The organism is uncultured Stenotrophomonas sp. (genome assembly GCF_963519125.1).
In the GTDB taxonomy this organism is placed as follows: domain Bacteria; phylum Pseudomonadota; class Gammaproteobacteria; order Xanthomonadales; family Xanthomonadaceae; genus Stenotrophomonas.
Window position 1 is genome coordinate 39470 of sequence record NZ_CAUQLJ010000020.1, and the last position, 26471, is coordinate 65940.

A 26471-nucleotide genomic window follows, 5' to 3' on the forward strand; every position below is an offset into this window, starting at 1 on the left:
CGGTTTTTTTTTGCGCGCGATTCCAAACTGTGACGAAGCAACGAGTTACAGCGCGTTACATGCGTGGACGCGTGTGATGAAGAATGCTCACATCGATCTAACAAAACACGTTGATGAATAGTCAGATGTGTGACGGTTCTCGCGTTCGCACACTTTCTGACGTCAAAGTCTTGACGCAACCAAAACCCTGCGTTAACACTGAGGTCTCATTTCGACAGCGTTCAGTTCTGCAGTAGCCCCAAGGATGGCGCGTTCTCTGTTCGTCGCTCACGCCGTTCGGCACTTCACGCAGTAATCCAAAAAGTTTAAGCACACGCCCCCAGGGGACGTTGGACCACGGTGTCCGGCGTTGGCGTCGCTTTGCCCAAAACCAGTCCAACCAGGAGTCGCATCGATGAATCGGATTTATCGCAAGGTCTGGAACAAAGCACTGGGGCAGATGGTGGTTGCCTCCGAATTGGCCAGCAGCCAGACCCCGGGCGTGGTGATCGACCAGCGACGGTCTACCGACGCGCGTGGCGCGTCGGTGTTGTCGGCCGCCATTGCGTTGACGCTTGGACTCGGCATGAGCGGTGCGATATCCGATGCGCGCGCGCAGTCGGTGGAAGTGGGCGGCAACGCGAACTGCGTGGTGCTCAACAGCAACGTGATCGACAGCTGCGTGGTCGACGGCAACGCCACGGCGTCCGGCGCCAATGCGGTGGCGATCGGCAGCAACAGCACGGCCTCGGCCGCCAACAGCGTGGCGCTCGGCGCCGGCTCGCGTGCGTCACGTGCCAACACGGTGTCGGTCGGTGACGCCGGCAAGGAACGGCAGGTCACCAACGTGGCCGCCGGCACCGCCGCGACCGACGCGGTGAACAAGGCACAGCTGGACACGGTGGCGGCCACCGCCGCCGGCGCAACCCGGTATTTCAAGGCGGACGGCGCAGGCAACAACAGCGACGCGGCCACCATCGACGGTGACGGCGCACTCGCCGCCGGTGCCGATGCCAACGCGGACGGCGACGGCGCCACCGCGCTGGGCAACACCAGCCAGGCACTGGCCAATGCGACCACGGCGGTCGGCAGCGGTGCAGTCGCCGCGGGCCTGGGCGGCAGCGCCTTCGGCCAGGGCAGCCTGGCCATCGGCGACGCGACCGTGGCCGCAGGGCAGAACGCGATGGCCTTCGGCCTCGGCGATGTCGCGCTCGGTGCGTCCGCGTTCGCGGCCAGCGAAAACGGCGCGGCCACCGCCATTGGTGGCCTGGCAGAAGCCAGTGCCGACGGCGCGACCGCGATTGGTGGCGGCGCACTGGCGATCGGTGCGGGCAGCACCTCGCTCGGTCGCGGCGCCGGTAGCGGCGGCGAAGCCTCGATTGCCGTGGGTGCCTTCAGCACGGCCGTGGCCGACTTCAGTGCCGCACTCGGTTCCAACTCCGCCGCGGTTGCGGTGGGCAGCGTCGCACTGGGCGCAGGCTCGTATGCGGATCGCGTCGACACCGTCTCGGTCGGCAACAACAACGGCCTGGAACGCCAGATCACGCATGTCGCTGCGGGCACCGAAGCCAGCGACGCGGTGAACAAGGCCCAGCTCGACGACGTGGGCGACGTGGCCGCCACCACCGCGAAGTACGTGCAGGTCACCGGCAGCGCCGACAGCGATGCGGGTGCCTTTGCCGATGGCGACAACGCCACTGCGGTGGGTGAAGCCACCAACGCACTCGGCAACGGCACCACCGCACTCGGCAGCGGCGCCAGCGCGGTTGCGCAGAACGCTACGGCCGTGGGGTACAACGCGCTTGCCAGCGGCCAGAACAGCGCCGCGTTCGGCAACAACGCACAGGCCAACGGGCCGGGCAGCGTCGCGGTCGGCGGTGCAGCCGTGGACGAAGACGGCAACCCGCTGATCACCAACGGCGGCGTGCCGGTCGATACCGGTGCCACCAGCGCCGGCGTCGGCGGCACCGCAGTGGGTGCCAGTGCCGAAGCGTCCGGCTTCGCTGCGTCTTCCTACGGCGTCGGCGCGTATGCCGCCGGCGCACAGTCGTCCGCGTTCGGTGCGGTCGCCAATGCGACCGGCGATTACGCCACGGCAGTCGGCACCCAGAGCGTGGCTGCCGGCACCAGCAGCACCGCCATCGGCGGTCCGGCCGACCTGATCCCGGGCCTGGGCTTCTTCGTGCAGACCCAGGCCAGCGGCGAAGCCGCCACCGCGGTCGGCGCCGGTGCGATTGCCAGCGGCGACTACGCGGTGGCCAATGGCACGCTGAGCGAAGCGTCCGGTACCGAAGCCACGGCGCTCGGCTACTTCGCCTACGCCCCGGGCGACGGCGCGTCCGCGCTCGGCGCGGAAAGCTGGGCCAGCGGCGAGCTGAGCACCGCGGTCGGCTTCTACAGCACCGCGCGCGGCGCAAACAGCGTGGCCCTGGGTGCCAACTCCACTGCGGTGCGCGACAACACTGTATCGGTCGGCGACGTCGGCAGCGAACGCCAGGTCACCAATGTGGCCGCCGGCACCGAAGACACCGACGCGGTGAACAAGGCGCAGCTGGACAGCGTGGCCGCCACCGCCGATGAAACCGCCAAGCGCTTCAAGGCCAATCCCTCGCAGGACAGCGATGTGGGCGCGTTCGCCGACGGCGACGGCGCACTGGCCGCAGGCGAAGCCAGCAATGCGTTCGGCGCAGGCGCGACCGCGGTGGGCAATGGCGCCTCCGCGCTCGGCGATGACAGCGTAGCGGTAGGCCGCAACGTCGCCGCCACCGGCGCCGGCAGCGTCGCCATCGGCGGCCTCGGCCAGGCCTACGACCAGTACAACCAGCCCATCGTCGACGGCGACGGCAATGCCGTCACCGTGGGCACCACCGCCGCGCAGGATGCGGTCGCCGTGGGTGCCGGCGCGCAGGCGACGGGTGCGCAGAGCAACGCGTTCGGCAATGGCGCACAGGCCACCGGCGACAACAGCCTGGCGCAGGGCTACAAGTCGCGCGCCACCGGCGACTACAGCACCGCACAGGGCGACAACGCCTTCGCCAGCGGCGTGGAAAGCACCGCGACCGGTGCCTACGCATGGGCCACCGCTGAAAGCGCCACCGCGTTCGGCGCCAGCGCCTGGGCCACCGACGCCAATGCCACTGCCGTGGGCTACGCAGCCTGGGCCGATGGCGCCGGCGCCACCTCGGTCGGCTACAACAGCTGGGCGCGCGGCACCAGTTCCACCGCACTCGGCCGCGGCGCGTTCGGCTACGGCGACAACAGCGTCGCGGTCGGCTACCAGGCGCTGGGCAACAGCATCAACACCATCGCCATCGGCACGAATGTCGTTGCCGGCGGTGAAAGCGCCATCGGCATCGGTGCCGGCAGCAACGCCAGCGCCTCCAACGCAGTGGCGCTCGGTGCGGGCTCGCGCGCGGACCGCGCGTACACCGTTTCGGTCGGCAACGACGACCAGCAGCGCCAGATCACCCAGGTCGCCGCCGGTACCGAAGGCACCGACGCGGTCAACGTGGACCAGCTGACCGCCGCTACCGACAAGTTCCAGGCCACCGGTGACGGCGTGGCCGTGGCTGGCGGCGCGGAAAGCGTGGCGGCCGGTTCGAATGCCGCCACCGATGGCGACTACGCCACGGCAGTGGGCTCCAGCAGCTTCGCCAGCGGCAGCGGCGCGTCGGCCGTCGGCAGCGGTGCGTTCGCCCTCGACACCAATGCCACGGCGGTCGGGTTCAACGCACTGGCCACCACCGCCAACGCAACCGCGTCCGGCGCCAACGCGCAGGCCACCGCCGAATACGCCACCGCCAGCGGTGCCGAAAGCCTGGCCTCGGGTGAGCAGAGCACCGCCAGCGGTGCCGCCAGCGTCGCCTCCGGCGCAGGCAGCCTCGCCGGTGGCGCGCTGTCTGAAGCGGCCGGTGAGGAATCGGTCGCGCTCGGTTACTACAGCTCCGCCAGCGGCTCCGGCGCCACCGCAGTCGGCGCCGAAAGCGTGGTGAGCGGCACGCTGTCGGCCGGTTACGGCTTCGCCTCCGAAGCCACCGCCGGCTACACCACTGCGATTGGTGGATACGCGGCGGCCACCGCCTTCAATGCCACCGCGCTGGGCAGCTTCGCCCAGGCCACCGGCTCCAACAGCGTCGCACTCGGCGGCGACGCCGTGGCCAGCGGCGCTTACAGCACCGCGACCGGCCAGGGCAGCCTGGCCAGCGGCACCAACAGCGTGGCCGTCGGTGGCGCACTGTTCGGCCTGCTGCCGACCGAAGCCTCCGGCAACTACTCCACCGCCGTGGGCGGTGGCGCCTGGTCGCCGGGCCTGAACAGCACCGCGTTGGGCAACGCCGCCACCTCGGAAGGCGAAAACAGCGTGGCGCTGGGTGCGGACTCGATCGCAGACCGCGACGACAGCGTGTCGGTGGGCAGTGCCGGCAGCGAACGCCAGGTCACCAATGTCGCCGCCGGTACCGAAGGCACCGACGCGGTCAACGTGAACCAGCTCAACGCGGTGGCCGACTCGGCCGCCACCACCAGCAAGTACTTCCAGGCCAGCGGCAGCGATGCCAGCGACGCCGGTGCGTTCGTCGACGGCGACGATGCACTGGCCGCCGGTGAAGCCAGCAACGCCATCGGCAATGGCGCCACCGCGCTCGGCGCCGGCAGCACCGTGGTGGCCAATGAAGCCACCGCGGTCGGCTTCAATGCCACTGCCACTGCCGACAACGCGGTAGCGCTGGGCAGCAATGCGGCCAGCAGCGGCGCGGGTGCCGTTGCGGTGGGCGACCTGAGCAGTGCCAGCGGCAACGCCTCGGTCGCCATCGGCGGCGGCGCGCTGTCGCAGGGCTTCGGCGGCGTGGCGATCGGTGCAGGTTCCGAAGCCAGCGGCCTGGCCGCGACCGCAGTCGGTTACGGCGCGTGGGCGCTGGGCCGCGAGACCACCGCGATCGGCAACTTCGCCACCGCCGACGGCTGGGCCGCCAGTGCGTTCGGTGCAGGCGCCACCGCCGGTTTCTTCGGCACGGCCATCGGTACCTACAGCCAGGCCTCTGAAGTCGCCACCGCGGTCGGCCAGGGCACCTTCGCCGACATCGCCGGTGCGGCATTCGGCGTGCAGGCCCGCGCCGGAACCTACGGCGTCGCGCTGGGCAACAACGCAGCTACCGCCGACTCCGGCGTAGCAGTCGGCTTCAACGCGCTGGCCGGCGCCGATGCCAACAGCACCAGCCAGGGCGTGCAGACCACGGCGGTCGGCAGCGAAGCCTGGGCCACCGAAGACGGTGCCACCGTGGTCGGTTACAACAGCTACGCGCAGGCGGTGAACTCGACCGTGCTCGGCAGCAACACCTGGACCACCAAGGACGCCGAAAACAGCGTGGCGCTCGGTGCCGGCACGCTGGCCGATCGCGCCAACTCGGTGTCGGTCGGCGCCGCGCAGGCGTGGACCGATGCCGCCGGTGTCGTGCATGACGCCATTGATCGCCAGATCACCAACGTCGGTGCCGGTACCGAAGACACCGACGCGGTCAACCTGGCGCAGTTGAAGGAAGTCGCGGCGGTGGCTGAAACCACCAGCAAGTACTTCCAGGCCAGCGGCAGCGACGACAGCGACGCCGGTGCGTATGTGGAAGGCGACAACGCGCTGGCCGCCGGCGAGGCGTCCAATGCGATCGGCAACGGTGCCAGCGCGCTCGGCAGCGGCGCCAACGCCCTGGCCGACAACGCTACCGCAGTGGGCTTCAACGCGCTGGCCGCGGCGGAAGGCGCTGCAGCGCTGGGCAGCGACGCCCAGGCCACCGGTGAGAACAGCGTCGCGGTCGGTAACGGTGCCGCCGCCAGCGAGATCGGTGCCAGCGCCATCGGTGCCGGCGCGCAGGCTTCGGGGGCGTACAGCAGCGCCAGTGGCAGCGAAGCGGTCGCGTCGGGCCAGCAGGCCACCGCGAACGGCTTCCGCTCCACCGCCTCGGAAGCCGGTGCATCCGCGTTCGGCAGCTACAGCGAAGCCACCGGCCAGCTGTCTTCGGCCCTGGGTTACGGTGCCATCGCATCGGGCGCCAGCGCGGTCGCCGTCGGTGAGTTCAGCGAAGCCACCGGCGATGAAAGCGTCGCCATCGGCGGCAGCACGTTCTTCGGCTTCATTCCGGCGCGTGCGTCGGGCACCGGTGCAGCGGCGTTCGGTGCCGGTGCCTGGGCCACCGACGACTACACCACCGCGATCGGCTGGAACTCGTGGGCCGACGCCGTCAGTGCCACCGCACTGGGCGAAAGCGCCACCGCCACCGGCGTGAACAGTGTGGCGCTGGGTGCGGGTTCCAGTGCGGACCGCGACAACAGCGTCTCGGTCGGCACCGCCACCTCGCAGCGCCAGATCACCAACGTCGCCGCCGGTACCGAAGGCACCGACGCGGTCAACCTCGACCAACTCAACGAAGTGGCCGATACCGCCGAGGAAACGAACCGCTACTTCAAGGCCTCCGGCAGCGGCAACGGCGATGACGTGGGCAGCTACGTCGATGGCGCCTACGCCACCGCCGCCGGTGAAGCGTCCAACGCGTTCGGCACCGGTGCCTCGGCCTACGGCAGCGGTTCGCTGGCGTCCGGCCGCTATGCGTCGGCGTCGGGTTACAACGCGTCGGCCACCGCCGATTCGGCTACGGCGGTCGGTGGTGCGCTGTACTACGAAGATGCCAACGGCAACGTGCTGCTGGACAAGGCGACCAGTGCCAGCGGCACCGGCGCCACCGCGCTGGGCGCCGGTGCGCAGGCGGGCGGGGCGTTCAGCACCGCCAGCGGTGCCGGTTCCACTGCGGCGGGTGTGCAGTCGTCCGCGTTCGGCTACAGCGCCGAAGCGGGCAGCGACTACAGCACCGCCGTCGGCGCCTTCAGCGCGGCCAGCGGCGTGCGCACCACGGCCGTAGGCTACGGTGCAGAAGCCACAGGCGATTACTCCTCTGCGTTCGGCTGGGGCAGCACCGCGTCCGGCGCCTATGGCATCGCCATCGGCAACAGCGCACTGGCCAGCGGCGCCAACAGCTTCGCCGCTGGCGCCAGCGCCTGGGCCACCGCCGCGCAGACCACCGCCGTCGGCCAGTTCGCGTGGGCGACCTCGGCGGGCTCAACCGCCATCGGCCAGGACAGCTTCGCGTACAGCGGCATCAACGCCACCGCACTGGGCAAGAGCGCCTCGGCCAACGGCACCGGCAGCGTGGCACTGGGCGCAGGCTCGCGTGCCACCGAAGCCAACGTGGTCTCGGTCGGTGGCGGCAACGGCACCACCGGTCCGGCCACGCGCCGCATCACCAACGTCGGCGCGGCGGTCAATGCCACCGATGCGGTGAACAAGGCGCAGCTGGACAGCGTCGCGGCCAACGCCGATGCCGTGGGGCAGCGCTTCAAGGCCAGCGGCACCGGCGTCGCAACCGCCAGTGGCACCGACGCGCTGGCCGCCGGCTCGGCGGCCACTGCCAGCGGCACCCGCAGCAGCGCGCTGGGCACCGCCGCCACCGCGTCGGCCACCGGCGCCACCGCGGTCGGTGCCGATGCCACGGCAAGCGGTACCAACAGCACCGTGCTTGGCCGTCTGTCCTCCACCAACGCCACCAACGCGGTGGCGATCGGTAACGGCGCGTTCGTCAGCAACGGTGCCGGTGGCGTCGCACTCGGTGCCGGCGCGGCCGCCTCCGGGGCCAACTCGCTGGCGCTGGGTGCAGGGTCGAGGGCCACCGAAGCCAACGTGGTCTCGGTCGGTGGCGGCAACGGTACCGATTCGCCGGCCACCCGCCGCATCGTCAATGTCGCGGCCGGTCGTGTCGCCGCCGGCAGCACCGACGCGGTCACCGGTGGCCAGCTCAACACCACCAACCAGCGCGTGGGCGCAGTGGAAACCCGGGTCGGCGACATCGACGACCGCATCGGGTCGGTGGAGAACGCCACCGTCAACGCGCTGAGCTACGACGACAGCAGTCGCGACACGCTGACCCTGGCGGGGATCGATGGCACCACCGTGGACAACGTCGGCAACGGCTCCATCGCCAGCAGCAGCCGCCAGGCGATCAACGGCGGGCAGCTGTTCCAGGCGTTGACCGACACCGCCAGCTTCCTCGGCGGCGGCGCCAGCGTCGGCATGCAGGGCGTGTTCGTGGCCCCGAACTACGTGATCCAGGGCAGCACCTACAACAACGTGGGCGATGCACTCGGCGCGCTCGATGCCAAGGTCAGCGACCTCGACCAGCGCATCGCCGGTGGCGGCAGCAACGCGGCGCGTGCGCGCACCGCGTCGGTGTCCACCGCCAGCGTGGCGGCCACCCCCGAAGCGGCCGACACTGCGGCGACCGCAGCCAGCGCCGACACGGCCCGCGTGGCCGCTGCCGATGCGGCTGCGCCGGTGGTGCAGGGCACGCCGACGGCGGCCAGCTACGGCAGCTCGCAGCCGGTGGCGGCCGCACTGCCGGTCACCTCGGTGGCCATGGGCGAAGGCGCCATCGCCAGCGGCGCTTCGGCGACCGCGATCGGGCAGGGGGCCAGCGCCACGGCCGCCAACTCGGTGGCCCTGGGCCAGGGCTCGGTCGCCGACCGTGCCGACACGGTCTCGGTAGGTGCGGTGGGGGCCGAACGCCAGGTCACCAACGTGGCCGCCGGCAGCGCTGCCACCGACGCGGTCAACAAGGGCCAGCTGGATGGCGGGGTGGCCTCGGCCAACAGCTATACCGACCAGCGGTACAGCGCGATGGCCGACACCTTCGACATCTACAAGGGCGAGATCGACGAACGCCTGCGTCACCAGGACCGTCGCATCGACCGCCAGGGTGCGATGAACGCGGCCATGCTCAACATGGCCACCAGCGCCGCCGGTGTCCGCACGCAGAACCGCGTCGGTGTCGGTGTCGGCTTCCAGAGCGGCGAGTCGGCGTTGTCGCTGGGCTACCAGCGCGCCATCAGCGACCGCGCCACCGTCACCTTCGGCGGTGCGTTCACCAGCGATGACAGCTCGGTGGGCGTGGGTGCGGGCTTCGGCTGGTAACCGCGCATGCAATGCAAGGCCTGAGGGGGCGGGTCACGGGAACCCCGGCCAGGGCCGGCCGGGGGTGACCGATGGAGTGTTGGCCTGAACGTCGTTTGATCCATGACCTTGAAGAGGATTTCAACGTGACCAAGAAGCAGAACCTTCGCATCAACGTGCTGGCAGCCGCCGTGCTGTCGCTGTCCGTGGGCGCCAGCGCCTATGCCGCCGGCCTGCCGGTCAAGGAGCCGGCGCGCCAGGCCAGCACCGCCCAGCAGAACTCCGAGCGCATCATCGTCAAGTACCGCACCGGCACCGCCGCTGCCGCCGACCGTTCGGCCAAGCTGGCCACGGTCACCTCGGCCGTGTCGCGCGCCAGCGTGGGTGGCACCGCCTCGCGTGCGGCCGCGGCAAGCCCGCAGCTGCTGCGCCGGCTCGGCACCGGGGCGGACGTGATCCGCCTGCAGGGCAAGCTCAGCCAGGCCGACCTGCAGAAAGTGCTGAAGGAAATCCAGGCCGACCCGTCGGTGCAGTACGCCGCCGTCGACGTGAAGCTGCAGCGCGCTGACACGCGTGCCAAGGAAACCCCGCAGCTGGTGCCGAACGACCAGTACTACGCGCAGTACCAGTGGCACCTGCACAGCGCCACCGGTGGCGTGAATGCACCGGCCGCGTGGGACGTGGCGCAGGGCGAAGGCGTGGTGGTGGCGGTGCTGGATACCGGCATCCTGCCGCAGCATCCGGACTTTGCCGCCGGCACCCTGCTGGAAGGCTACGACTTCATCAGCGACGCGGAAACCTCGCGCCGTCCGACCGATGAACGCGTCCCGGGTGCGCTCGATTACGGCGACTGGGTCGAGAACGACAACGAGTGCTATGCCGGCTCGCTGGCCGAAGACAGCTCGTGGCACGGCACGCACGTGTCCGGCACGGTCGCCGAAGCGACCAACAACACGATCGGCATGGCCGGCCTGGCGTACAAGGCCAAGGTGCTGCCGGTGCGCGTGCTCGGCAAGTGCGGTGGCTACCTCTCCGACATCGCCGACGCGATCACCTGGGCTTCCGGCGGCACCGTTGCCGGCGTACCGGCCAACCCGAACCCGGCCGAAGTGATCAACATGAGCCTGGGCGGCGGCGGCGCGTGCGATCCGGCCTACCAGGATGCGATCAACGGCGCGGTGTCGCGCGGTACCACCGTGGTGGTGGCGGCCGGCAACCAGGCCTCCAACGCCTCCGGCTATCGCCCGGCCAGCTGCGCCAACGTGATCGCGGTCGGTGCGACCCGCATCACCGGCGGCATCGCCTCCTACTCCAACTTCGGCGCGGCAGTGGACCTGTCGGGTCCGGGCGGTGGCGGCGGCGTGGATGGCAACCCGGGCGGCTACGTCTGGCAGGCCGGCTACAACGGCCTGACCACCCCGACCTCCGGTGCCTACAGCTACATGGGCATGGGCGGCACCTCGATGGCCTCGCCGCACGTGGCCGCCGTCGCCGCGCTGGTGCAGGGCGCGCTGGCGTCGGCCGGCAAGGACCCGCTGACCCCGGCCCAGCTGGAAACGCTGCTCAAGCAGAGCGCCCGCAACTTCCCGGTGACCATCCCGGCCGCGACCCCGATCGGCAGCGGCATCGTCGACGCCAAGGGCGCGCTCGACAAGGCGCTGGAAGAGCCGTGCACGGTCGACTGCGCGCCGGATGCGACGCCACTGACCAACCGCGTGGCGGTCACCGGCCTGACCGGCGCCGGCGGCAGCGAAACGCTGTACAGCTTCGAAGCGGCGGCCGGCAAGACGGTGAGCTTCCTCACCTACGGCGGCAGCGGCAACGTCTCGTTGTATGTCAGCGCCGGCGAAGAGCCGTCCGCGACCGACTACGATGCCAAATCGAGCCGTCCGGGCAACAGCGAAACCGTGCGCTTCACCGCGCCGGTGGCGGGCACGTACTACATCAAGCTGGTCGGCGAATCGGCCTTCAGTGGCGTGAGCATCCAGGCCGTCCAGTAACGGCCCGGTAGTCCCTGCGGGCGCCCGTCAATGTGACGGGCGCCCGTTTTCTGTTGGCCACCACCGCATGTGGCCCGGCGGCGAACTGCTAAAGTCGGCAGGTCGCCAGGAGAGCTTTCGTGAATGCGGTAACCCACGATCTTGCTGAAGAGTCGTCCACCGATGCGGAAGCCCGCATCGTGGCGCTGTTGCTGCGCAACGGGCGGCTGAAAGAGGCCGACCTGGCCCGCGCGCGCCCGCTGCAGCGCGAATCCGGCGGCAGCCTGCTGCCGCTGCTGGTGCGGCTGGGCCTGGTGTCCGAACGCGACCATGCCCAGGCCTGCGCCGAGGTGCTGGCGTTGCCGTTGCTGGAAGGCAAGGCAGTGCCCGAAGCGCCGCCCGAATCCCTGCTCGACGCGCTGCCGCTGTCGCTGCGCTTCCTCAAACAATTCCATGCCTGTCCGCTGGCGCTGCACGACGGCGTGCTCGACCTGTGGCTGAGCGATCCGCAGGAACCCTACACCGCCGACGCGGTGCAGTTGGCGATGGCGGTGCCGGTGCGCCTGCATGTCGGTCTGCGCTCGGAAATCGACGACGTCATCGAGCGCTGGTTCGGCCAGGGCCGCAGTGCGATGGGCGCGATCGTCGAAACCGCCGACGGCGAAGGCAGCGCGGTCGACGACATCGAACACCTGCGCGACCTCGCCTCCGAAGCGCCGGTGATCCGCCTGGTCAACCTGGTGATCCAGCGCGCGGTGGAACTGCGCGCCTCGGACATCCACATCGAACCGTTCGAAAACCGGCTGAAGGTGCGCTACCGCGTGGACGGCGTGCTGATCGAAGGCGAGAGCCCGCCGGCCAACCTGACCGCCGCGGTGATCAGCCGCATCAAGATCATGGCGCGGCTGAACATCGCCGAGCGCCGCCTGCCGCAGGACGGCCGCATCATGCTGCGGGTGCAGGGCAAGGAGCTGGACCTGCGCGTGAGCACCGTACCGACCGCGCACGGCGAAAGCGTGGTGATGCGCCTGCTCGACCGCGACACGGTGGTGTTCGATTTCCACCGGCTCGGCTTCACCGACGCGTTCCTGCCGCAGTTCCGCAAGGTGCTCGACCAGCCGCACGGGATCCTGCTGGTCACCGGGCCGACCGGGTCGGGCAAGACCACCACGCTGTACACCGCGTTGAGCCAGCTCAATACCGCCGACGTCAAGATCATCACCGTCGAAGACCCGGTCGAATACCAGATCGAAGGCATCAACCAGATCCAGGCCAAGCCGCAGATCGGGCTGGATTTCGCCAGCGCGCTGCGCAGCATCGTGCGCCAGGACCCGGACATCATCATGATCGGCGAAATGCGCGACCTGGAGACCGCGCGCATCGCGATCCAGTCCGCGCTGACCGGCCACCTGGTGCTCTCCACCCTGCACACCAACAACGCCGCCGGCGGCATCACCCGCCTGCTCGACATGGGCGTGGAAGACTACCTGCTGACCTCCACCATCAACGGCATCCTGGCCCAGCGCCTGGTGCGCCGGCTGGAACCGCAGCATGCACTGCGTTACCTGGCCTCGCCCGAAGAGATCGAACGCTTCGACCTGCGCAGCCTGCAGCCGGAAGGCGACATCCATCTGTACCGCGCGCAGCCCTCCGCGCTCGCGCCCACCGGTTACCTCGGGCGCACCACCATCATGGAATTCCTGGTGATGAACGACGAGCTGCGCCGCGCGGTGATGCGTCGCGCTGGCATGGGCGAGGTCGAGCAGATCGCGCGCGCGGCCGGCATGCGCACCATGTATGAAGACGGCCTTTCCAAGGCGCTGCAGGGCTACACCACGATTGAAGAAGTGCTGCGCGTGACGGAGGAAAGCTGAGCATGCCGCAGTACCGTTACAAGGCCCTCAACGCGCACGGTGAGCTGTTCGATGGCCAGATGGATGCCGCCAGCGAAGCCGATGTCGCCGCGAAGCTGCAGGACCAGGGGCACCTTCCGATGGAAGCGCGCCTGGCCGGCGAGGGCGGGGCGGGCAGCACCTCGTGGACCGCGCTGCTGCGGCGCAAGCCGTTCGACGGCGCCGCGCTGGTCCAGTTCACCCAGCAGCTGGCCACGCTGCTGGGTGCCGGGCAGCCGCTGGACCGCGCGCTGACCATCCTGCTGGAACTGCCCGAAGACGAACGCAGCCGGCGGGTGATCACCGACATCCGCGACGTGGTCCGTGGCGGTGCTGCCCTGTCCACCGCACTGGAACGCCAGCACGGATTGTTCTCGCGGCTGTACATCAACATGGTGCGCGCGGGTGAAGCCGGCGGCAGCCTGCACGACACCCTGCAGCGGCTGTCGGACTATCTCGAACGCAGCCAGGAACTGAAAGGCCGCGTGATCAACGCGCTGATCTACCCGGCGATCCTGCTCGCGGTGGTCGGCGGCGCGCTGCTGTTCCTGCTCGGTTACGTGGTGCCGCAGTTCGCGCTGATGTACGAAAGCCTGGATGTGGCGTTGCCGTGGTTCACCCAGTGGGTGCTCAACGCGGGCCTGGTGGTGCGCGAGGGCTGGCTGGCGATGATCGTGGTGCCGGCGCTGGCGCTGCTGGTGGTCGAACGCAAGCTGCGCCAACCGACCGCGCGACTGGCGCTGGATGGCTGGCTGCTGCAGCGCAAAGGCATCGGCGGGCTGATCGCCAAACTTGAAACCGCGCGCCTGGCACGCACCCTCGGCACGCTGCTCCGCAACGGCGTGCCGCTGCTGTCCGGGCTGGGCATCGCGCGCAACGTGCTGGGCAACCGCGCGCTGGCCGCCGATATCGACGCCGCCAGCGACGACGTCAAGAATGGCAACGGCCTGTCCGCCGCGCTCGGCAAGGGCAAGCGCTTCCCGCGGCTCGCGCTGCAGATGATCCAGGTCGGCGAGGAATCGGGCGCGCTGGATGTCATGCTGCTCAAGACTGCAGATACCTTCGAACAGGAAACCGCACGTGCCATCGACCGCCTGCTGTCGGCGCTGGTACCGGTGATCACGCTGGTGCTGGCCTCGGTGGTCGGCCTGGTGATCGTCGCCGTGCTGGTGCCGCTGTACGACCTCACCAATGCCATAGGCTGAAGGAGCTTCCATGATCCACCGTCGCACCCGTGTGCAATTCGCTTCGCCGCGCAGCCAGTCGGGCATGAGCCTGCTGGAAATCATCATCGTCATCGTGCTGATCGGCGCGGTGCTGACCCTGGTCGGCAGCCGCGTGCTCGGTGGCGCCGACCGCGGCAAGGCCAACATCGCCAAGTCGCAGGTGCAGACCATGGCCGGCAAGATCGAGAACTACCAGCTCGACACCGGCAAGCTGCCGGCCAAGCTCGACGACCTGGTCACCCAGCCCGGTGGCAGCAGCGGCTGGCTGGGCCCGTATGCGAAGCCGGCCGAGCTCAACGACCCCTGGGGCAATGCGCTGGAATACCGCGCGCCCGGCGAAGGCCAGCCGTTCGACCTGATCAGCCTGGGCAAGGACGGCAAGGTCGGTGGCAGCAGCTACGACGCGGACATCAAGTACGAGTAAGCGCGCTTGGCTCCTTCCGCAGCGCCGTGCAGCACCCGGCCCCGTCGCGTCGCACCGCGGCGGCGGGCCGTGCGTGGCGTGTCGCTGCTGGAAATGCTGCTGGTGGTCGCACTGATCGCGATCATCGGCGCCATCACCGCCACCGCCATGAACGGCGGCATCGATGGCATGCGCCTGCGCAACGCCGGCAAGGAAGTGGCCAGCCAGCTGCGCTACACGCGCACCCAGGCCATTGCCACCGGCGAGCAGCAGCGGTTCCTGATCGATCCGCAAAACCGCACGTGGGAAGCTGCCAACGGACGTCACGGCAGTCTGCCAGCCGCCATCGAGGTGCATTTCCGCGGCGCCGGCCAGGTCGCGGGCGTCGCGTCCGGCAAGGGCGGCATCGCCTTCCATCCGGACGGCGGCTCCAGCGGCGGCACCATCGAGCTGGGCGTGCGCGACGCGCTGTGGCGCATCGATGTGGCCTGGATCACCGGCGAGGTCCGCTCCGGCCCCGTGCGGGGCGCGCAATGAAACGGCAGCGTGGCTATTCGCTGCTGGAAGTGATCGTCGCCTTCGCCCTGCTGGCGCTCGCGTTGACCCTGCTGCTGGGCAGCCTGTCCGGCGCGGCGCGCCAGGTGCACGGCGCCGACCTGCGCACCCGCGCCACCCTGCACGCACAGTCGCTGCTGGCGGCGACCGGGATCGAGGCGCCGCTGCAGGTCGGGCGCACCCAGGGCGACTGGGAAGACGGGCGCTATCGCTGGGACCTGCAGGTCGAACCGTATGTGGATCCGCGCGTCGATACGCTGCAACCGTCGGCAGCCAGCGTCGCCACCGGCCCCACCCTGGCCCAGCTGACCCTGCAGGTGCGCTGGGGCGAGGGCAACGGCGAGCGCCTGCAGTGGCGATCGCTGCGCTTGCTGCCCACCACTCCGGAGGCGGCGCGATGAGCCACCGCACCGCGCGTGGCTTCACCCTGATCGAAGTGCTGCTGGCCACGGTACTGCTGGTCGGCGGTCTTGCGCTGGCGTTTGCCACCGTGCGTTCGGCGATGAACATCGCCCAGCGCGGCGAGCGCGTGGCCGCGCAGAACGAGCGCATGCGCGCGGTCGAAGGCTTCCTGCGACGGCGTTTGAGCATGGCCCTGCCGACCGCCGCCGAACCGCCCGATCCGACCCGCGAGCCACTGTATTTCCTCGGCGAACCACAGCACATGCTGTTCGTGTCCGAACTGCCCGGCTACCTCGGCCGTGGCGGGTCGTATGTGCACGAACTGCAGGTCAACCGCAGCGGCAGTGACCTGCGCCTCGACGTGGCGCTGAGCCTGGTGCAGAACGGCGAACGCATTGCCGAAACCCCGCCGCGCCCGCCGGAAATGCTGGCCGATGCACTGCGCGAGGTGGCCTTCCGCTATCGCGGCATCGACCCGCAGAGCGGCCAGCTGGGCGAGTGGCAGACCCAGTGGGACGACACCCGGCGGCTGCCGCTGCTGGTGGAAATCCGCATCGTGCCGCTGCAGGGACCGGCGTGGCCGCCGATGGTGGCCGCGCTGTCGCAGGCGCGCGAGGCACGTCGATGAGGCGCGCGCGCGGTGCCGCACTGGTGCTGGTGCTGTGGCTGATCGCGCTGCTTACCGCCGTGGTCGGCGCATTCGCGCTCAGCGCGCGCATCGAGCACCTGCAGCAACGGGTGATCGGCGACGATGCGATCGGCCAGGAGCATGCCCGCGCCGGACTGGAGTACGCGCTGTTCCGCATGCGGCCCTCCGCGCTGCAGCCGTCCTGGCAGGCCGACGGGCGACGCTACCGATGGACCTTCGACGAGCGCCGCATCGACCTGCGGGTGGTCGACGAGAACGGCAAGATCAACCTCAACCTGGCCGACACCGCCCTGCTGGCAGGTTTCCTGCGCGCACTGGACGTGGAACCGGGACGGGCCCAGCAGCTGGCCGGCGCGATCGCCGATTGGCGCGATCCCGACAGCCTCAAGCAACCCGGTGGCGGTGCCGAAACGACCGACTACCAGGCGGCCGGCCTGCCGTATGGCGCGCGCAACGGGCGCTTCGAGACCCTGGGCGAACTGCAGCGGGTGCTCGGCATGGACGCGGACCTGTATGAACGGATGGAACCGATGCTGACCCTGTACAGTCGACAGTCGCGTCCGGATCCCCGTTTCGCGGCCGGGCCGGTGCTGACCGCGCTCGGGCTGGACGCCGAACCGCTGCTGGCCCAGCGCGAGCGCAGCGAGGCGGCGGGCGACGAAAACGTGACCGGCGCGCTTGCCAGTGGCAGCGGCACCTATAGTATCGAGAGCCGCGCGATGGACGCGCGCGGCCGGGTCTCGGTGCTGCGCGCGGTGGTACGCATGGGCGCGGCGGGCACGCCCGGAACGACTTACACGGTACTTCGCTGGGAACAGGGAATGGCAGCTCGATGACGGTTTGGCGGGACAGTCTGGAACAGGCACGGGGACGGCTCGCTCCCGGCGTAGGCAATAGCCTGCGCTGGTGGCGGCGTTCGCTGCTGGCCTGGCTGCCGCTGCGCTGGCAGTGGGCCATGGGCTGGTCGCAGTCGCGGCTGCTGCTGTCGCGGCATGCCGAGCAGCTGGTGCTGCGCCGCGATACCGCCGAGCAGGTCCAGGCCGTGGCCGAACTGCCGTGGCCGACCGCGCCGGCCGATCTGGAGCAGGTACTGGACGCGCGGCTGCGCGGACTGCCCCGGCACTGGGTGCTGCCGGCCTCTGCCGTGCTGCGCCGCCCACTGCGCCTGCCGGCCGCCGCCGCGCCGCGCCTGCGCGACGTGGTCGGATTCGAGATCGACCGGCAGACCCCGTTCGAAGCCAGCCAGGTGCATTACGACGTGCGCGAACTGGGTGCGCTGCCCGACGGCCAGCTGCAGGTGGAACTGGTGGTGATTCCGCGCCAGGCGCTGGAGCAGTGGTCGCAGCAGGCCGGCACCTGGGCGCAGCAGCTGGCGGGCGTGGATGCCGACGACGGCCACGGCCAACCGCTCGGCGTGAATCTGTTGCCGGCGACCCAGCGCCAGCTCACCCGCGACCCGATGCGGCGCTGGAACCTGCTGCTCGGCTGCGCTGCCGTGGTGCTGCTGGCGCTCGCCGCGACCCAGCTGCTGGACAACCGCCAGGCCGCCGCCGAGCGCCTGCGCGAGCAGGTCGACGCCTCCGCGCGCGACGCGCGCCGCGTGGCCGCGCAACGCCAGCAGCTGCAGGAGCTGGTCGACGGCGCCGCGTTCCTGGAAGCCAAGCGCAGCGAGCATGCCAGCACCGTGGAGCTGTGGAACGAACTCACCCGCCTCCTGCCTGACGGCACGTACCTGGAAAAGCTGTCGGTGGAAGGCAACACCCTGCAGCTGATCGGCCTCAGCCGCGAAGCCTCGCAGCTGGTGCCGCTGCTGCAGGACTCGCCGTTGTGGCGCAAGGTCAACCTGACCGGCGTGCTGCAGGCCGACGGTGGCGCCGGTGGCCGCGACCGCTTCACCCTCACCGCCGAGCTGCAGCCGTTGCCCGGTGCACCGGCCCCGGCCGCACCTGCCGCTGCCGCGCCTGCCCCGGAGGTTGCCGATGGCAATGCCGCCGACACGCCGTGACCGCTGGCTGGCACTGGGCCTGCTGCTGGCCGCGCTGGCATTGGCCTACCTGCTGCTGGTGCACCCGTGGTTCACCCGTCCGTTGCTCGACATCAACCGCGACATCGCCGATATACAGGAACGCGAGCAGCGCGTGCAGGCACAGCTGCAGCAACGCGGCCAGGTCCAACAGCGCCTGCAGGAGGTGGAAGCAGCCCTGCAGGGACGTCCCGGCTTCCTGCGCGAGCCCACCGCCGAATCGGCCGCGGCCGCACTGTCCAGCCGCCTGCAGGACGCGGTCGCCTCAGCCAGTCCGGGCAACCGCAGCTGCACCATCAGCAACCGCTCGCCGCTGACCGACACCGCGCGCGACGCGCAGTTCCCTCGCGTGGCGCTGCAGGTCCGGCTGCGCTGCGGCGTGCCGGAAATGGCGGCGGTGCTGCACACGCTGGAAACCGGCAGCCCGCGCCTGTTCGTGGGCAACCTCAACCTGCTGGCGCAACGCTTCCAGGCCTCGCCCAATGAAAGCGGCACCGGGCTGGACGTGTCGTTCGAGCTGGTCGGCTATCTCAAGCCCGGTGCCGGCACCGAAGCCGCTGCCGCTGCCGCACCGGCTGCAGCGGCGCCCGATCCGGCCCCGGCCGGCCTGGAACCGGTAGGCTCGGCGATGGCCGCGCCCACCGACCCCGGCGTTGCCCAACCGGTCGACGAGGGCACGATCATTGAAGATTGAACTGGCCTCCCTGCGCAGCTGGTGGCTCGGCGGCGTGGTCGCCTGGGCTGCCGCGATCTGGATCGCCACGCTGTTCGGCGTGGGCGGCCGCATCGCGCCGCCCGACGCCGGCGACCGCGTGCCCCCTGCGTTGCCCACGCTGCCGCCCGCTGCGCCGGAGCGGCTGGCCTCGGCAGAATCCTACGCGGCCATCGGCGCGCGCCCGTTGTTTGCCGAAGACCGCAAGCCGCGGCCGTACCTGCTCGGTGGCAGTGACGCGGGAAATGCATCCAGCGCGGTCACCCTGACCGGGGTCCTGCTGACCTCCGAATTCGGCATGGCCATCCTCACCACCGACCAGAAGCAGTCGCTGCGCCTGCGCCTCAACGGCGACGCGGTGAACGGCTGGCAGCTGCTCGCCCTGGAGCCGCGCAGTGCCACCGTGAGTGGTCCGGGCGGCACCCAGACGCTGGAGCTGGTGACCTTCAGCGGGCAGGGCGGCGAGCCGCCGACGCTGCTGGGTACGGCCGCAGGTGCCGGGCAGGGCAATGGCGTTCGCCCGCCGGTGCCGCCGCCGACCTCCAACCCGATGCCGCGCGTGCCCCCGGCGTCCGCGCAGGCTGCCGAAGCGGCGGCCAATGCGGCTGCGAGCGCGGCTGCCGCCGCCGCTGCTGCACAGACACCGAGCGGGCAGCCGCCCGCGCAGGGACCGAGCGAACAACAGATGCAAGCCATCCGCGCCCGCATCCAGGCGCGCCGCCAGCAATTGCAGCAACAGCAACAGTCGCAGCAGCCGCCCCCGGGCAGCTCCGGCCAAACCAAATAGAGTGAAAGCATGACATTGCGTCTTTTCTCCCTGTCGTTCGCCGTGGCCTTGCTTGCAGGCTGCGCTTCCGTGCCCGCCCCCGAAGTGCAGCGCAATGCGGTCCTTACCGGCAAGCACCAGGTCGTGGCCGGCGACGGCTCGCATGACGGCGTGGACGCGCAGCCACTGGGCGAGGGCGCCCCGCAGCCGGTAATCCGCCGCGGCAGCGGCACCATGATCAACCGCAGCGCGGCGGCGGCACCGTCGCCGGCGTTGTCGCAGGCCAGCACCGGCACCGCCACCTTCAACTTCGAAGGCGAGTCGGTGCATGCGGTGGTCAAGGCGATCCTGGGCGACATGCTCGGCCAGAACTACGTGATCGCCCCCGGCGTGCAGGGCACCGTAACCCTGGCCACGCCGAAGCCGGTGTCTTCGGCGCAGGCACTGAACCTGCTGGAAATGGTGCTGGGCTGGAACAACGCGCGCATGGTCTACAGCGGCGGCCGCTACAACATCGTCGCCGCCGACCAGGCGCTGGCCGGCACCGTGGCACCGAGCACTGCACCGGCCGCGAACGCACGGGGCTTTGAAGTACGCGTGGTGCCGCTGCAGTACATCTCGGCCACCGAAATGAAGAAGGTGCTGGAGCCGTACGCGCGGCCCAACGCCATCGTCAATGTCGACGGCGGCCGCAACGTGATCACCCTCGGCGGTACCCGCGCCGAGCTTGAAAACTACCTGCGCACGGTCGAGATCTTCGACGTGGACTGGCTGTCGGGCATGTCGGTCGGCGTGTTCCCGATCCAGACCGGCAAGGCCGAGCAGGTCGCCGCCGACCTGGAAAAAGTGTTCGGTGAAGAGAGCAAGACCCCCAGCGCCGGCATGTTCCGCTTCCTGCCGCTGGAAAACGCCAATGCGGTGCTGGTGATCACCCCGCAGGCGCGCTACCTGGACCAGATCCAGCAGTGGCTGGAACGCATCGACACCGCCGGCGGCAGCGCGCGGCTGTTCTCCTACGAGCTGCGCTACATCAAGGCCAAGGACCTGGCCGAACGCCTGGCCGAAGCCTTCGCCAGCGAGAATGGACGCGGGGGGCGGAGCTTCGACACCTCGCTCGCGCCGGGCGCGAACATCCAGAACCTAAGCAGCAACGATGGGACCGGCGGCTCCAGCCTTAACGGCAGCAACGCCAGCACCGGCGGCACCAACCGCACCGGCGGCATGGGCGACGGCACCATGAGCCTGCCGCAGCGCCAGTCCGGCAACGCCAGCTTCAACCTGGACGTGCAGGGCGATTCGGTCGGCGTTTCCGCGGTAGAGGAAACCAACACGCTGCTGGTGCGCTCCACCCCGCAGGCCTGGCGCTCGATCCGCGAGGTGATCGAAAAGCTCGACGTGATGCCGATGCAGGTGCATATCGAAGCGCAGGTGGCCGAGGTAGCGCTGACCGGCGACCTCAGCTACGGCGTGAACTGGTTCTTCGAGCAGGCTGTGCAGACCGGCAAGACCGAGAGCGGCATCGATCTTCCCAGCGCACTCGGCCGCTCGATCTGGGGCAGCATCTCCGGCCGTGTCGGCGATACCGGGCTGGGCTGGACCTTCCTGGGCAAGAACGCGGCGGCGGTGGTGACCGCGCTGGACAAGGTCAGCAACCTGCGCCTGCTGCAGACCCCGTCGATCTTCGTGCGCAACAACGCCGAAGCTACCCTCAACGTGGGCACCCAGATCCCGATCAACTCGGTGTCGGTCAACACCGGCGTCGGCGGCGACAACACCTACAGCCAGGTGCAGTACCTGGACACCGGCGTGATCCTCAAGGTGCGCCCGCGCATTACCCGCGACGGCGTGGTGTTCCTGGACATCGTGCAGGAAGTCAGTTCGGCCGGTGCGATTCCCAGCGGTTGCGATCCCACCCGCACCACCTGCAACCCGCCGATCAACACCCGCAAGATATCCACCGAAGCGGCGGTGCAGAGCGGCGACACCATCATGCTGGCCGGCCTGATCACCAACAACGACGAAACCGGTGCCGACGGCGTGCCGGGCCTGAGCCGGATCCCGGTGCTGGGTGCGCTGTTCGGCAAGAAAACCCAGGTCAGTGGGCGTTCGGAAGTGATCGTGCTGCTGACCCCGACAATCGTGCGCAACGCGCAGGAGTCGCGGAACCTGACCGATGAGTACAGCAACCGCTTCCGCGCGATGGAGCCGTTCCCGGCCCGGCCGAAGCGCTGAACCTGCGGCGGCCGCCACCTCGGCGGCCGCGCCTGCTACGCTGCGGGCACGCCGCCGCGCAGAGGGGAAGGGATGGGGACGATCGTGTTGCTGCCGATCGCGGTCGATGACAGCGCCCTGGACCGCTGCCTGGCCGCGCTGGACGCGGGCAGTCCGCCCGGAACGCCGGTATGGCTGGCCGATGATGGCCAGGCCGGGCCCCGCGCACAGGCGGTGATCGAGCACTGGCTCGCGCACACGCCGCTCGGCGCGGAGTACACACGTCGCGCGCGCCCGATCGGCGAGGTGGCCCACCTGGACGAAATGCTGCGCGCCTGCGAAGGCAGCGACGTGGTGGTGCTGGCGCCGGACGCGATCCCCGCGCCGGGCTGGCTGCAGCAGCTGGACGCCTGCTTCGCCCGCGACGCCTCGATCGGCTCGGCCACGCCGTGGTGCAACGCCGGCGAGACCGCAGCGTGGCCGCGGCTGGGCGAGATCGATCCGGTACCGGACACCCTGGAGGCGCTGGCCCAGGCCTGTGCGGCGCTGCCCAGCCTGCATCCGGAACTGCCCTCGGCGGTGACCCATGCGGTGCTGCTGCGGGCCAACGCGCGGCGCAAGGCCGGCGGCCTGGACATGCACAGTTATGCGTCCTGGAACGCGGCGCTGATCGACCTGAGCCTGCGCATGGCCGGGCTGGGGTGGCGCAATGCACTGTGCGAAAACGCCTTCGTCGCCCGCGAGGGCGAGGCGCAGGCGCAGGATGGCGACATGGAAGCGCTGGGCACGCGCTGGCCGGCGTGGCAGCCGCGCCTGGCCGGGTTCCTGATGGCCGACCCGCTGCTGCAGCTGCGCCAGGACCTGCAGCGGCTGCACCAGCAGGCGATAATGCCGCGATCCCAGGGCGATCTGTTCGCATCGCCCGCCCCACCCCCGGAGTCGTCCGTTTGAATTCCTGCATTGCCGTGGTGATCGTCAGCTACCAGAGCGCCAGCACCCTGGACGCCTGCCTGGGGCGGTTGCGCGCCGCCGCCGAGGTCGCCGAGATCCGGGTGGTGGACAACAATTCCGACGACGGCACGCTGGACATCGTGCAGCGCCACGCCAGCGCGGATCCGCGCGTGCGCTTCATCGCCAACCCGGACAACCCGGGCTTCGCGGCGGCCAACAACCAGGGCGTGGCCGACAGCCACGCGCCGTGGCTGGCCTTCATCAATCCTGATCTCATGGTCGGCCCGGATACGTTGGCGTTGCTCCGCGCGCGCGGCGAGGCGCTGGGCGACTGCGTGCTGGGCGCGGAGCAGGTCGACGAGCAGGGCCAGCCGGATGCGGCGGTGCGCCGTCGCGACCCGGACTTTGCGGCGATGCTGCGCCACCCGGGGCAGGGCGCACGCCTGGCGATTCCGGCCGACCCGGCGCAGGCGCTGCAGGTGGTGCCGGCGCTGTCCGGCGCGCTGCTGCTGATGCCGCGCGCACTGTTCGAGCGCATCGGTGGCTGGGATGCGGGCTATCGGTTGCATGCCGAGGACCTGGACCTGTGCCGGCGCGCGCGCGAGGCGGGTGCGGTGGTGGCGATCGCCAACGATCTGCAGGTGGTGCACGTGCGCGGGGTGTCCAGCCGGTCGCGGCCGTTCTTCGTGGAATGGCACAAGCACCGGGGCCTGTGGCGCTACTTCCGCAAGTTCGAGGCGCCGCGCCGCACCCTGCTGGTGCAAGTCGCGGTATGGGGCGCGATCTGGGCCCACGCCGTGGCGCAGGTGCCGAGGTTGCTGCGCACTTCCCGCTGATGTGGTCCGGCCAACGGCCGGGGCTACCGTGGGTGGTGGGTACATCTGGCGGGGCGCATACTCCGGGCATGATCATCCAATCGCTGCTCGACACCGACCTCTACAAGTTCACCATGATGCAGGCGGTGCTGCACCAGCACCCCGGCGCGCAGGTGCAGTACCGGTTCAAGTGCCGCACGCCCGGCATCGACCTCGCTGCGTACATCGATCAGATCAACGCCGAGATCGATCATCTGTGCACGCTGCGCTTCAGCGCCGAAGAGCTCGATTACATGCGTGGGCTGCGCTTCGTGAAGCCCGACTTCGCCGACTTCCTCGGGCTGTTCCACCTGGACCGCAAGTACATCAACCTGCGTCCGTCGCAGACCGTGCCGGGCGAGATCGAGCTGGACATCACCGGGCCGTGGCTGCACACGATCCTGTTTGAAGTGCCGCTGCTGGCGATCATCAACGAGGTCTGGTTCCGCAACACCAGCACCCCGGATTTCGCCGAGGGGGAGCGGCGGCTGCAGGCCAAGACCGCGCTGCTGCGCGACACGCCGGGCTTCGAGTTGTGCCGCATCGCCGACTACGGCAGTCGCCGCCGCTATTCGCGCGACTGGCATGCGCGCATGCTGCCGATGATGCGCGAGGCGCTCGGTGAGCAGTTCGTGGGCACCAGCAACGTGCATTTCGCGCGGCTGTACGGCATGACCCCGCACGGCACCATGGCGCACGAGTACCTGCAGGCGTTCCAGGCGCTGGGGCCGCGGCTGCGCGATTCGCAGGTGGCGGCGCTGGAGTCGTGGGCGCGCGAGTATCGGGGCGACCTGGGCATCGCGCTGTCGGACGTGGTCGGGCTGGAGGCCTTCCTGCGCGACTTCGACATGTATTTCTGCAAGCTGTTCGACGGGGTACGACACGACTCGGGCGATCCCTTCAGCTGGGGCGACCGGATGCTGGCGCACTTCAGGGAGCGCCGCGTGGACCCGCGCAGCAAGGTGCTGGTGTTCAGCGATGGTCTCAACATCGAGAAAGTGATGCGGCTGTTCGACTATTTCCGTGGCCGCTGCCAGGTGGCATTCGGGGTGGGCACGCACCTGACCAACGATCTGGGCCCGACGCCGCTGAACATCGTGATCAAGATGGTCCGCTGCAACGGCCAGCCGGTGGCCAAGCTCAGCGATTCGCCGGGCAAGAGCATGTGCGACGATCCGGGCTACCTGGCGTACCTGCGCCAGGTATTCGAGTTGCCGCCGGAATAACGGACGCGTTCTGCCGGCCAACGGCCGGCACTACCGGGCGTGTATGCAATGCTTTGGTAGGGTTGGTTCCCAAACAACCGCCGACCCCGCCCATCGGCACGGTAACGCATGACCCCGGCCGAAGCCGCTCTACTCGAGCGCGTACCGCGCCACGAACAACCCGGCCACCAACCAAACTGCCGGATGCACCTCACGCCAACGGCCGGTACCGGCCTTCAGCGCGGCGTACGCAATGAACCCGAATGCCAACCCGTTCGCAATCGAATAGGTAAACGGCATCGCCAGCGCGCACAGTGCGGCAGGCACGGATTCGGTCAAATCGTTCCACTCCACATCGACCAGCTCACGCAACATCAGCCCGGCCACGAACAGCAGCGCGGGCGCGGTGGCATAGCCGGGCACCATGCCGGCAAGCGGTGAGAACAACAGGGCGGCCAGAAACAGGGCCGCCACCACCAATGCGGTCAGCCCGGTCCGTCCGCCGGCCTGGACGCCGGAGGCGCTCTCGGCAAATGCAGTCGTGCTGCTGGTGCCGAGAAGCGAGCCGGCGACGATGGCGGTGCTGTCAGCCAGCAGGGCGCGACCAAACCGCTTCTGCGCGCCAGGCAGCTTGAGCAGGCCGGCGCGGCCGACGACGCCGTACAGGGTGCCGGTGGCGTCGAATACTTCGACCAGTACGAACACGAGCACGACCTGCAGGAGGACGGCGAGCGGGGCGCCGCCGTCGTGGTGGAGCAGGCCGGGCAGGTCGAGCTGGAGGAAGGTGGGTGCGAGGCTGGGCGGCAGGGAGACGATGCCGTGGTACTGGACGTTGCCGAGCAGCCAGGCGGCGCCGGTGACGGCGAGGATGCCGATCAGGATGGCGCCTTTGATGCGGCGTGCTTCAAGGATCGAAATCAGCAGGAAGCCGGCGAGGGCGAGCAGCGGCGGGGCGGTGTTGAGCGGGCCGAGCGCGACCAGGGTGTCGGGGTTGGCGACGATGACGCCCGATTTCTGCAGGGCGATGATGGCAAGGAACAGGCCGATGCCGGCAACGATGGAGGCGCGCAGCGAGGCGGGAATGCCGGCCACGAGCCAGGCGCGCACGCCGGTCAATGACAGCGCGAGGAACACGAGGCCGGAGATGAAGACGGCGGCGAGCGCCTGCTGCCAGGGCAGGCCGGCGGCGCCGACCACGGTAAAGGCGAAGAACGCATTCAAGCCCATGCCGGGCGCCATGCCGACCGGGAAGTTGGCGGCGAAGGCCATCACCAGCGAGCCGAGTGCGGCGGCCAGGCAGGTCGCCACGAACACGGCGCCCGGGTCCATGCCGGTCGTGGAGAGAATGTCGGGGTTGACGAAGACGATGTAGGACATCGTCAGGAACGTGGTCAGCCCGGCCAGCAGTTCAGTACGCACGGTGGTGCCGTGGTGTTCGAGCTGGAACAGGCGTTCAAACAGTTTCATGGTGGGGGATCCATTGAAGGGCGAATCAGAGCAACAGCAACAGCAATAGCAACAGCAACAGCCCTTGTCTGGTGGCTTCACTGGTTTGGGCCGGCGGGGGGGGGGGGGGGGGGGGCGCCCGGAAAAAGTCCATTTTGTGAAAGACCCCGCCAACCCTCCCCCCCAAGGCCCCCAAAAACAACACCCCCCACCCCCCAAAGAGCCGGGGGGT

17 protein-coding genes are annotated in these 26471 nt (G+C 69.8%); 16 read left to right on the forward strand and 1 reads right to left on the reverse strand.

Going from position 1 to position 26471, the window contains the following annotated elements:
- Window positions 1–394: 394 nt before the first annotated feature.
- The 16 genes from RYM47_RS15790 (at window position 395) to pncB (ending at window position 24814) form a co-directional block, all read left to right on the forward strand.
- Complete coding sequence (locus RYM47_RS15790) at window positions 395–8986, forward strand: ESPR-type extended signal peptide-containing protein (protein WP_315389047.1); 8592 nt, start codon at window positions 395–397, stop codon at window positions 8984–8986.
- A gap of 125 nt (window positions 8987–9111) precedes the next feature.
- Window positions 9112–10965, forward strand: coding sequence for a S8 family peptidase (locus RYM47_RS15795; protein WP_315389048.1), 1854 nt, complete (start codon window positions 9112–9114; stop codon window positions 10963–10965).
- A gap of 119 nt (window positions 10966–11084) precedes the next feature.
- Window positions 11085–12818, forward strand: a complete 1734-nt coding sequence (gspE, locus tag RYM47_RS15800) for a type II secretion system ATPase GspE (protein WP_315389050.1) — start codon at window positions 11085–11087, stop codon at window positions 12816–12818.
- 2 nt (window positions 12819–12820) lie between these two features.
- On the forward strand, window positions 12821–14041 hold the full coding sequence (locus tag RYM47_RS15805; RefSeq protein ID WP_315389051.1) for a type II secretion system F family protein: 1221 nt from the start codon (window positions 12821–12823) through the stop codon (window positions 14039–14041).
- Between the two features lie 10 nt (window positions 14042–14051).
- Entirely contained in the window at window positions 14052–14486 is a 435-nt protein-coding gene (gene gspG / locus RYM47_RS15810; protein ID WP_315389053.1) for a type II secretion system major pseudopilin GspG, read from the forward strand.
- Between the two features lie 93 nt (window positions 14487–14579).
- On the forward strand, window positions 14580–15002 hold the full coding sequence (locus RYM47_RS15815) for a GspH/FimT family pseudopilin (RefSeq protein ID WP_315389071.1): 423 nt from the start codon (window positions 14580–14582) through the stop codon (window positions 15000–15002).
- A complete protein-coding gene (locus RYM47_RS15820) occupies window positions 14999–15421 on the forward strand; it encodes a prepilin-type N-terminal cleavage/methylation domain-containing protein (RefSeq protein WP_315389054.1) in 423 nt (140 codons plus the stop codon). The genes RYM47_RS15815 and RYM47_RS15820 overlap by 4 nt, the downstream gene beginning before the upstream one ends.
- Window positions 15418–16050 (forward strand): type II secretion system protein J, encoded by a 633-nt coding sequence (locus RYM47_RS15825; protein WP_315389055.1) that lies wholly within the window; start codon window positions 15418–15420, stop codon window positions 16048–16050. Before RYM47_RS15820 ends, RYM47_RS15825 begins: the two co-directional genes overlap by 4 nt.
- The gene (locus RYM47_RS15830) at window positions 16047–16907 is read left to right on the forward strand and encodes a type II secretion system protein GspK (RefSeq protein ID WP_315389056.1); all 861 of its coding nucleotides are present in this window, start codon (window positions 16047–16049) and stop codon (window positions 16905–16907) included. Before RYM47_RS15825 ends, RYM47_RS15830 begins: the two co-directional genes overlap by 4 nt.
- Window positions 16904–18076 (forward strand): PilN domain-containing protein, encoded by a 1173-nt coding sequence (locus RYM47_RS15835; protein WP_315389057.1) that lies wholly within the window; start codon window positions 16904–16906, stop codon window positions 18074–18076. Before RYM47_RS15830 ends, RYM47_RS15835 begins: the two co-directional genes overlap by 4 nt.
- Window positions 18051–18788: a type II secretion system protein GspM gene (gene gspM / locus RYM47_RS15840; RefSeq protein ID WP_315389058.1), complete on the forward strand. Its 738-nt coding sequence runs from the start codon at window positions 18051–18053 to the stop codon at window positions 18786–18788. Before RYM47_RS15835 ends, gspM begins: the two co-directional genes overlap by 26 nt.
- Window positions 18778–19593 carry a hypothetical protein gene (locus RYM47_RS15845; RefSeq protein ID WP_315389060.1) on the forward strand — a complete coding sequence of 272 codons (816 nt, stop codon included), beginning with the start codon at window positions 18778–18780 and terminating at the stop codon, window positions 19591–19593. Before gspM ends, RYM47_RS15845 begins: the two co-directional genes overlap by 11 nt.
- A gap of 9 nt (window positions 19594–19602) precedes the next feature.
- Entirely contained in the window at window positions 19603–21804 is a 2202-nt protein-coding gene (gspD, locus tag RYM47_RS15850) for a type II secretion system secretin GspD (RefSeq protein WP_315389062.1), read from the forward strand.
- A 72-nt stretch (window positions 21805–21876) separates the two neighbouring features.
- Window positions 21877–22734, forward strand: a complete 858-nt coding sequence (locus RYM47_RS15855; protein WP_315389064.1) for a glycosyltransferase — start codon at window positions 21877–21879, stop codon at window positions 22732–22734.
- Window positions 22731–23570 (forward strand): glycosyltransferase family 2 protein, encoded by an 840-nt coding sequence (locus RYM47_RS15860; protein ID WP_315389065.1) that lies wholly within the window; start codon window positions 22731–22733, stop codon window positions 23568–23570. Before RYM47_RS15855 ends, RYM47_RS15860 begins: the two co-directional genes overlap by 4 nt.
- Before the next feature lie 68 nt (window positions 23571–23638).
- The gene (gene pncB, locus RYM47_RS15865) at window positions 23639–24814 is read left to right on the forward strand and encodes a nicotinate phosphoribosyltransferase (RefSeq protein ID WP_315389067.1); all 1176 of its coding nucleotides are present in this window, start codon (window positions 23639–23641) and stop codon (window positions 24812–24814) included.
- A 129-nt stretch (window positions 24815–24943) separates the two neighbouring features.
- On the opposite strand, the gene RYM47_RS15870 is transcribed toward pncB, so the two are convergent.
- Window positions 24944–26260: an NCS2 family permease gene (locus RYM47_RS15870; RefSeq protein WP_315389069.1), complete on the reverse strand. Its 1317-nt coding sequence runs from the start codon at window positions 26258–26260 to the stop codon at window positions 24944–24946.
- Window positions 26261–26471: the final 211 nt, after the last annotated feature.

Bases quoted from the DNA above. Each gene is read 5' to 3' on its own strand.
- RYM47_RS15825 (WP_315389055.1), top strand. From the start codon at position 15,418: ATGAGCCACCGCACCGCGCGTGGCTTCACCCTGATCGAAGTGCTGCTG.
- pncB (WP_315389067.1), top strand. From the start codon at position 23,639: ATGATCATCCAATCGCTGCTCGACACCGACCTCTACAAGTTCACCATG.
- gspG (WP_315389053.1), top strand. From the start codon at position 14,052: ATGATCCACCGTCGCACCCGTGTGCAATTCGCTTCGCCGCGCAGCCAG.
- RYM47_RS15870 (WP_315389069.1), bottom strand. From the start codon at position 26,260: ATGAAACTGTTTGAACGCCTGTTCCAGCTCGAACACCACGGCACCACC.
- RYM47_RS15790 (WP_315389047.1), top strand. From the start codon at position 395: ATGAATCGGATTTATCGCAAGGTCTGGAACAAAGCACTGGGGCAGATG.
- RYM47_RS15805 (WP_315389051.1), top strand. From the start codon at position 12,821: ATGCCGCAGTACCGTTACAAGGCCCTCAACGCGCACGGTGAGCTGTTC.
- RYM47_RS15855 (WP_315389064.1), top strand. From the start codon at position 21,877: ATGGGGACGATCGTGTTGCTGCCGATCGCGGTCGATGACAGCGCCCTG.
- gspM (WP_315389058.1), top strand. From the start codon at position 18,051: ATGGCAATGCCGCCGACACGCCGTGACCGCTGGCTGGCACTGGGCCTG.
- RYM47_RS15835 (WP_315389057.1), top strand. From the start codon at position 16,904: ATGACGGTTTGGCGGGACAGTCTGGAACAGGCACGGGGACGGCTCGCT.
- RYM47_RS15815 (WP_315389071.1), top strand. From the start codon at position 14,580: ATGCTGCTGGTGGTCGCACTGATCGCGATCATCGGCGCCATCACCGCC.
- gspD (WP_315389062.1), top strand. From the start codon at position 19,603: ATGACATTGCGTCTTTTCTCCCTGTCGTTCGCCGTGGCCTTGCTTGCA.
- RYM47_RS15820 (WP_315389054.1), top strand. From the start codon at position 14,999: ATGAAACGGCAGCGTGGCTATTCGCTGCTGGAAGTGATCGTCGCCTTC.
- RYM47_RS15830 (WP_315389056.1), top strand. From the start codon at position 16,047: ATGAGGCGCGCGCGCGGTGCCGCACTGGTGCTGGTGCTGTGGCTGATC.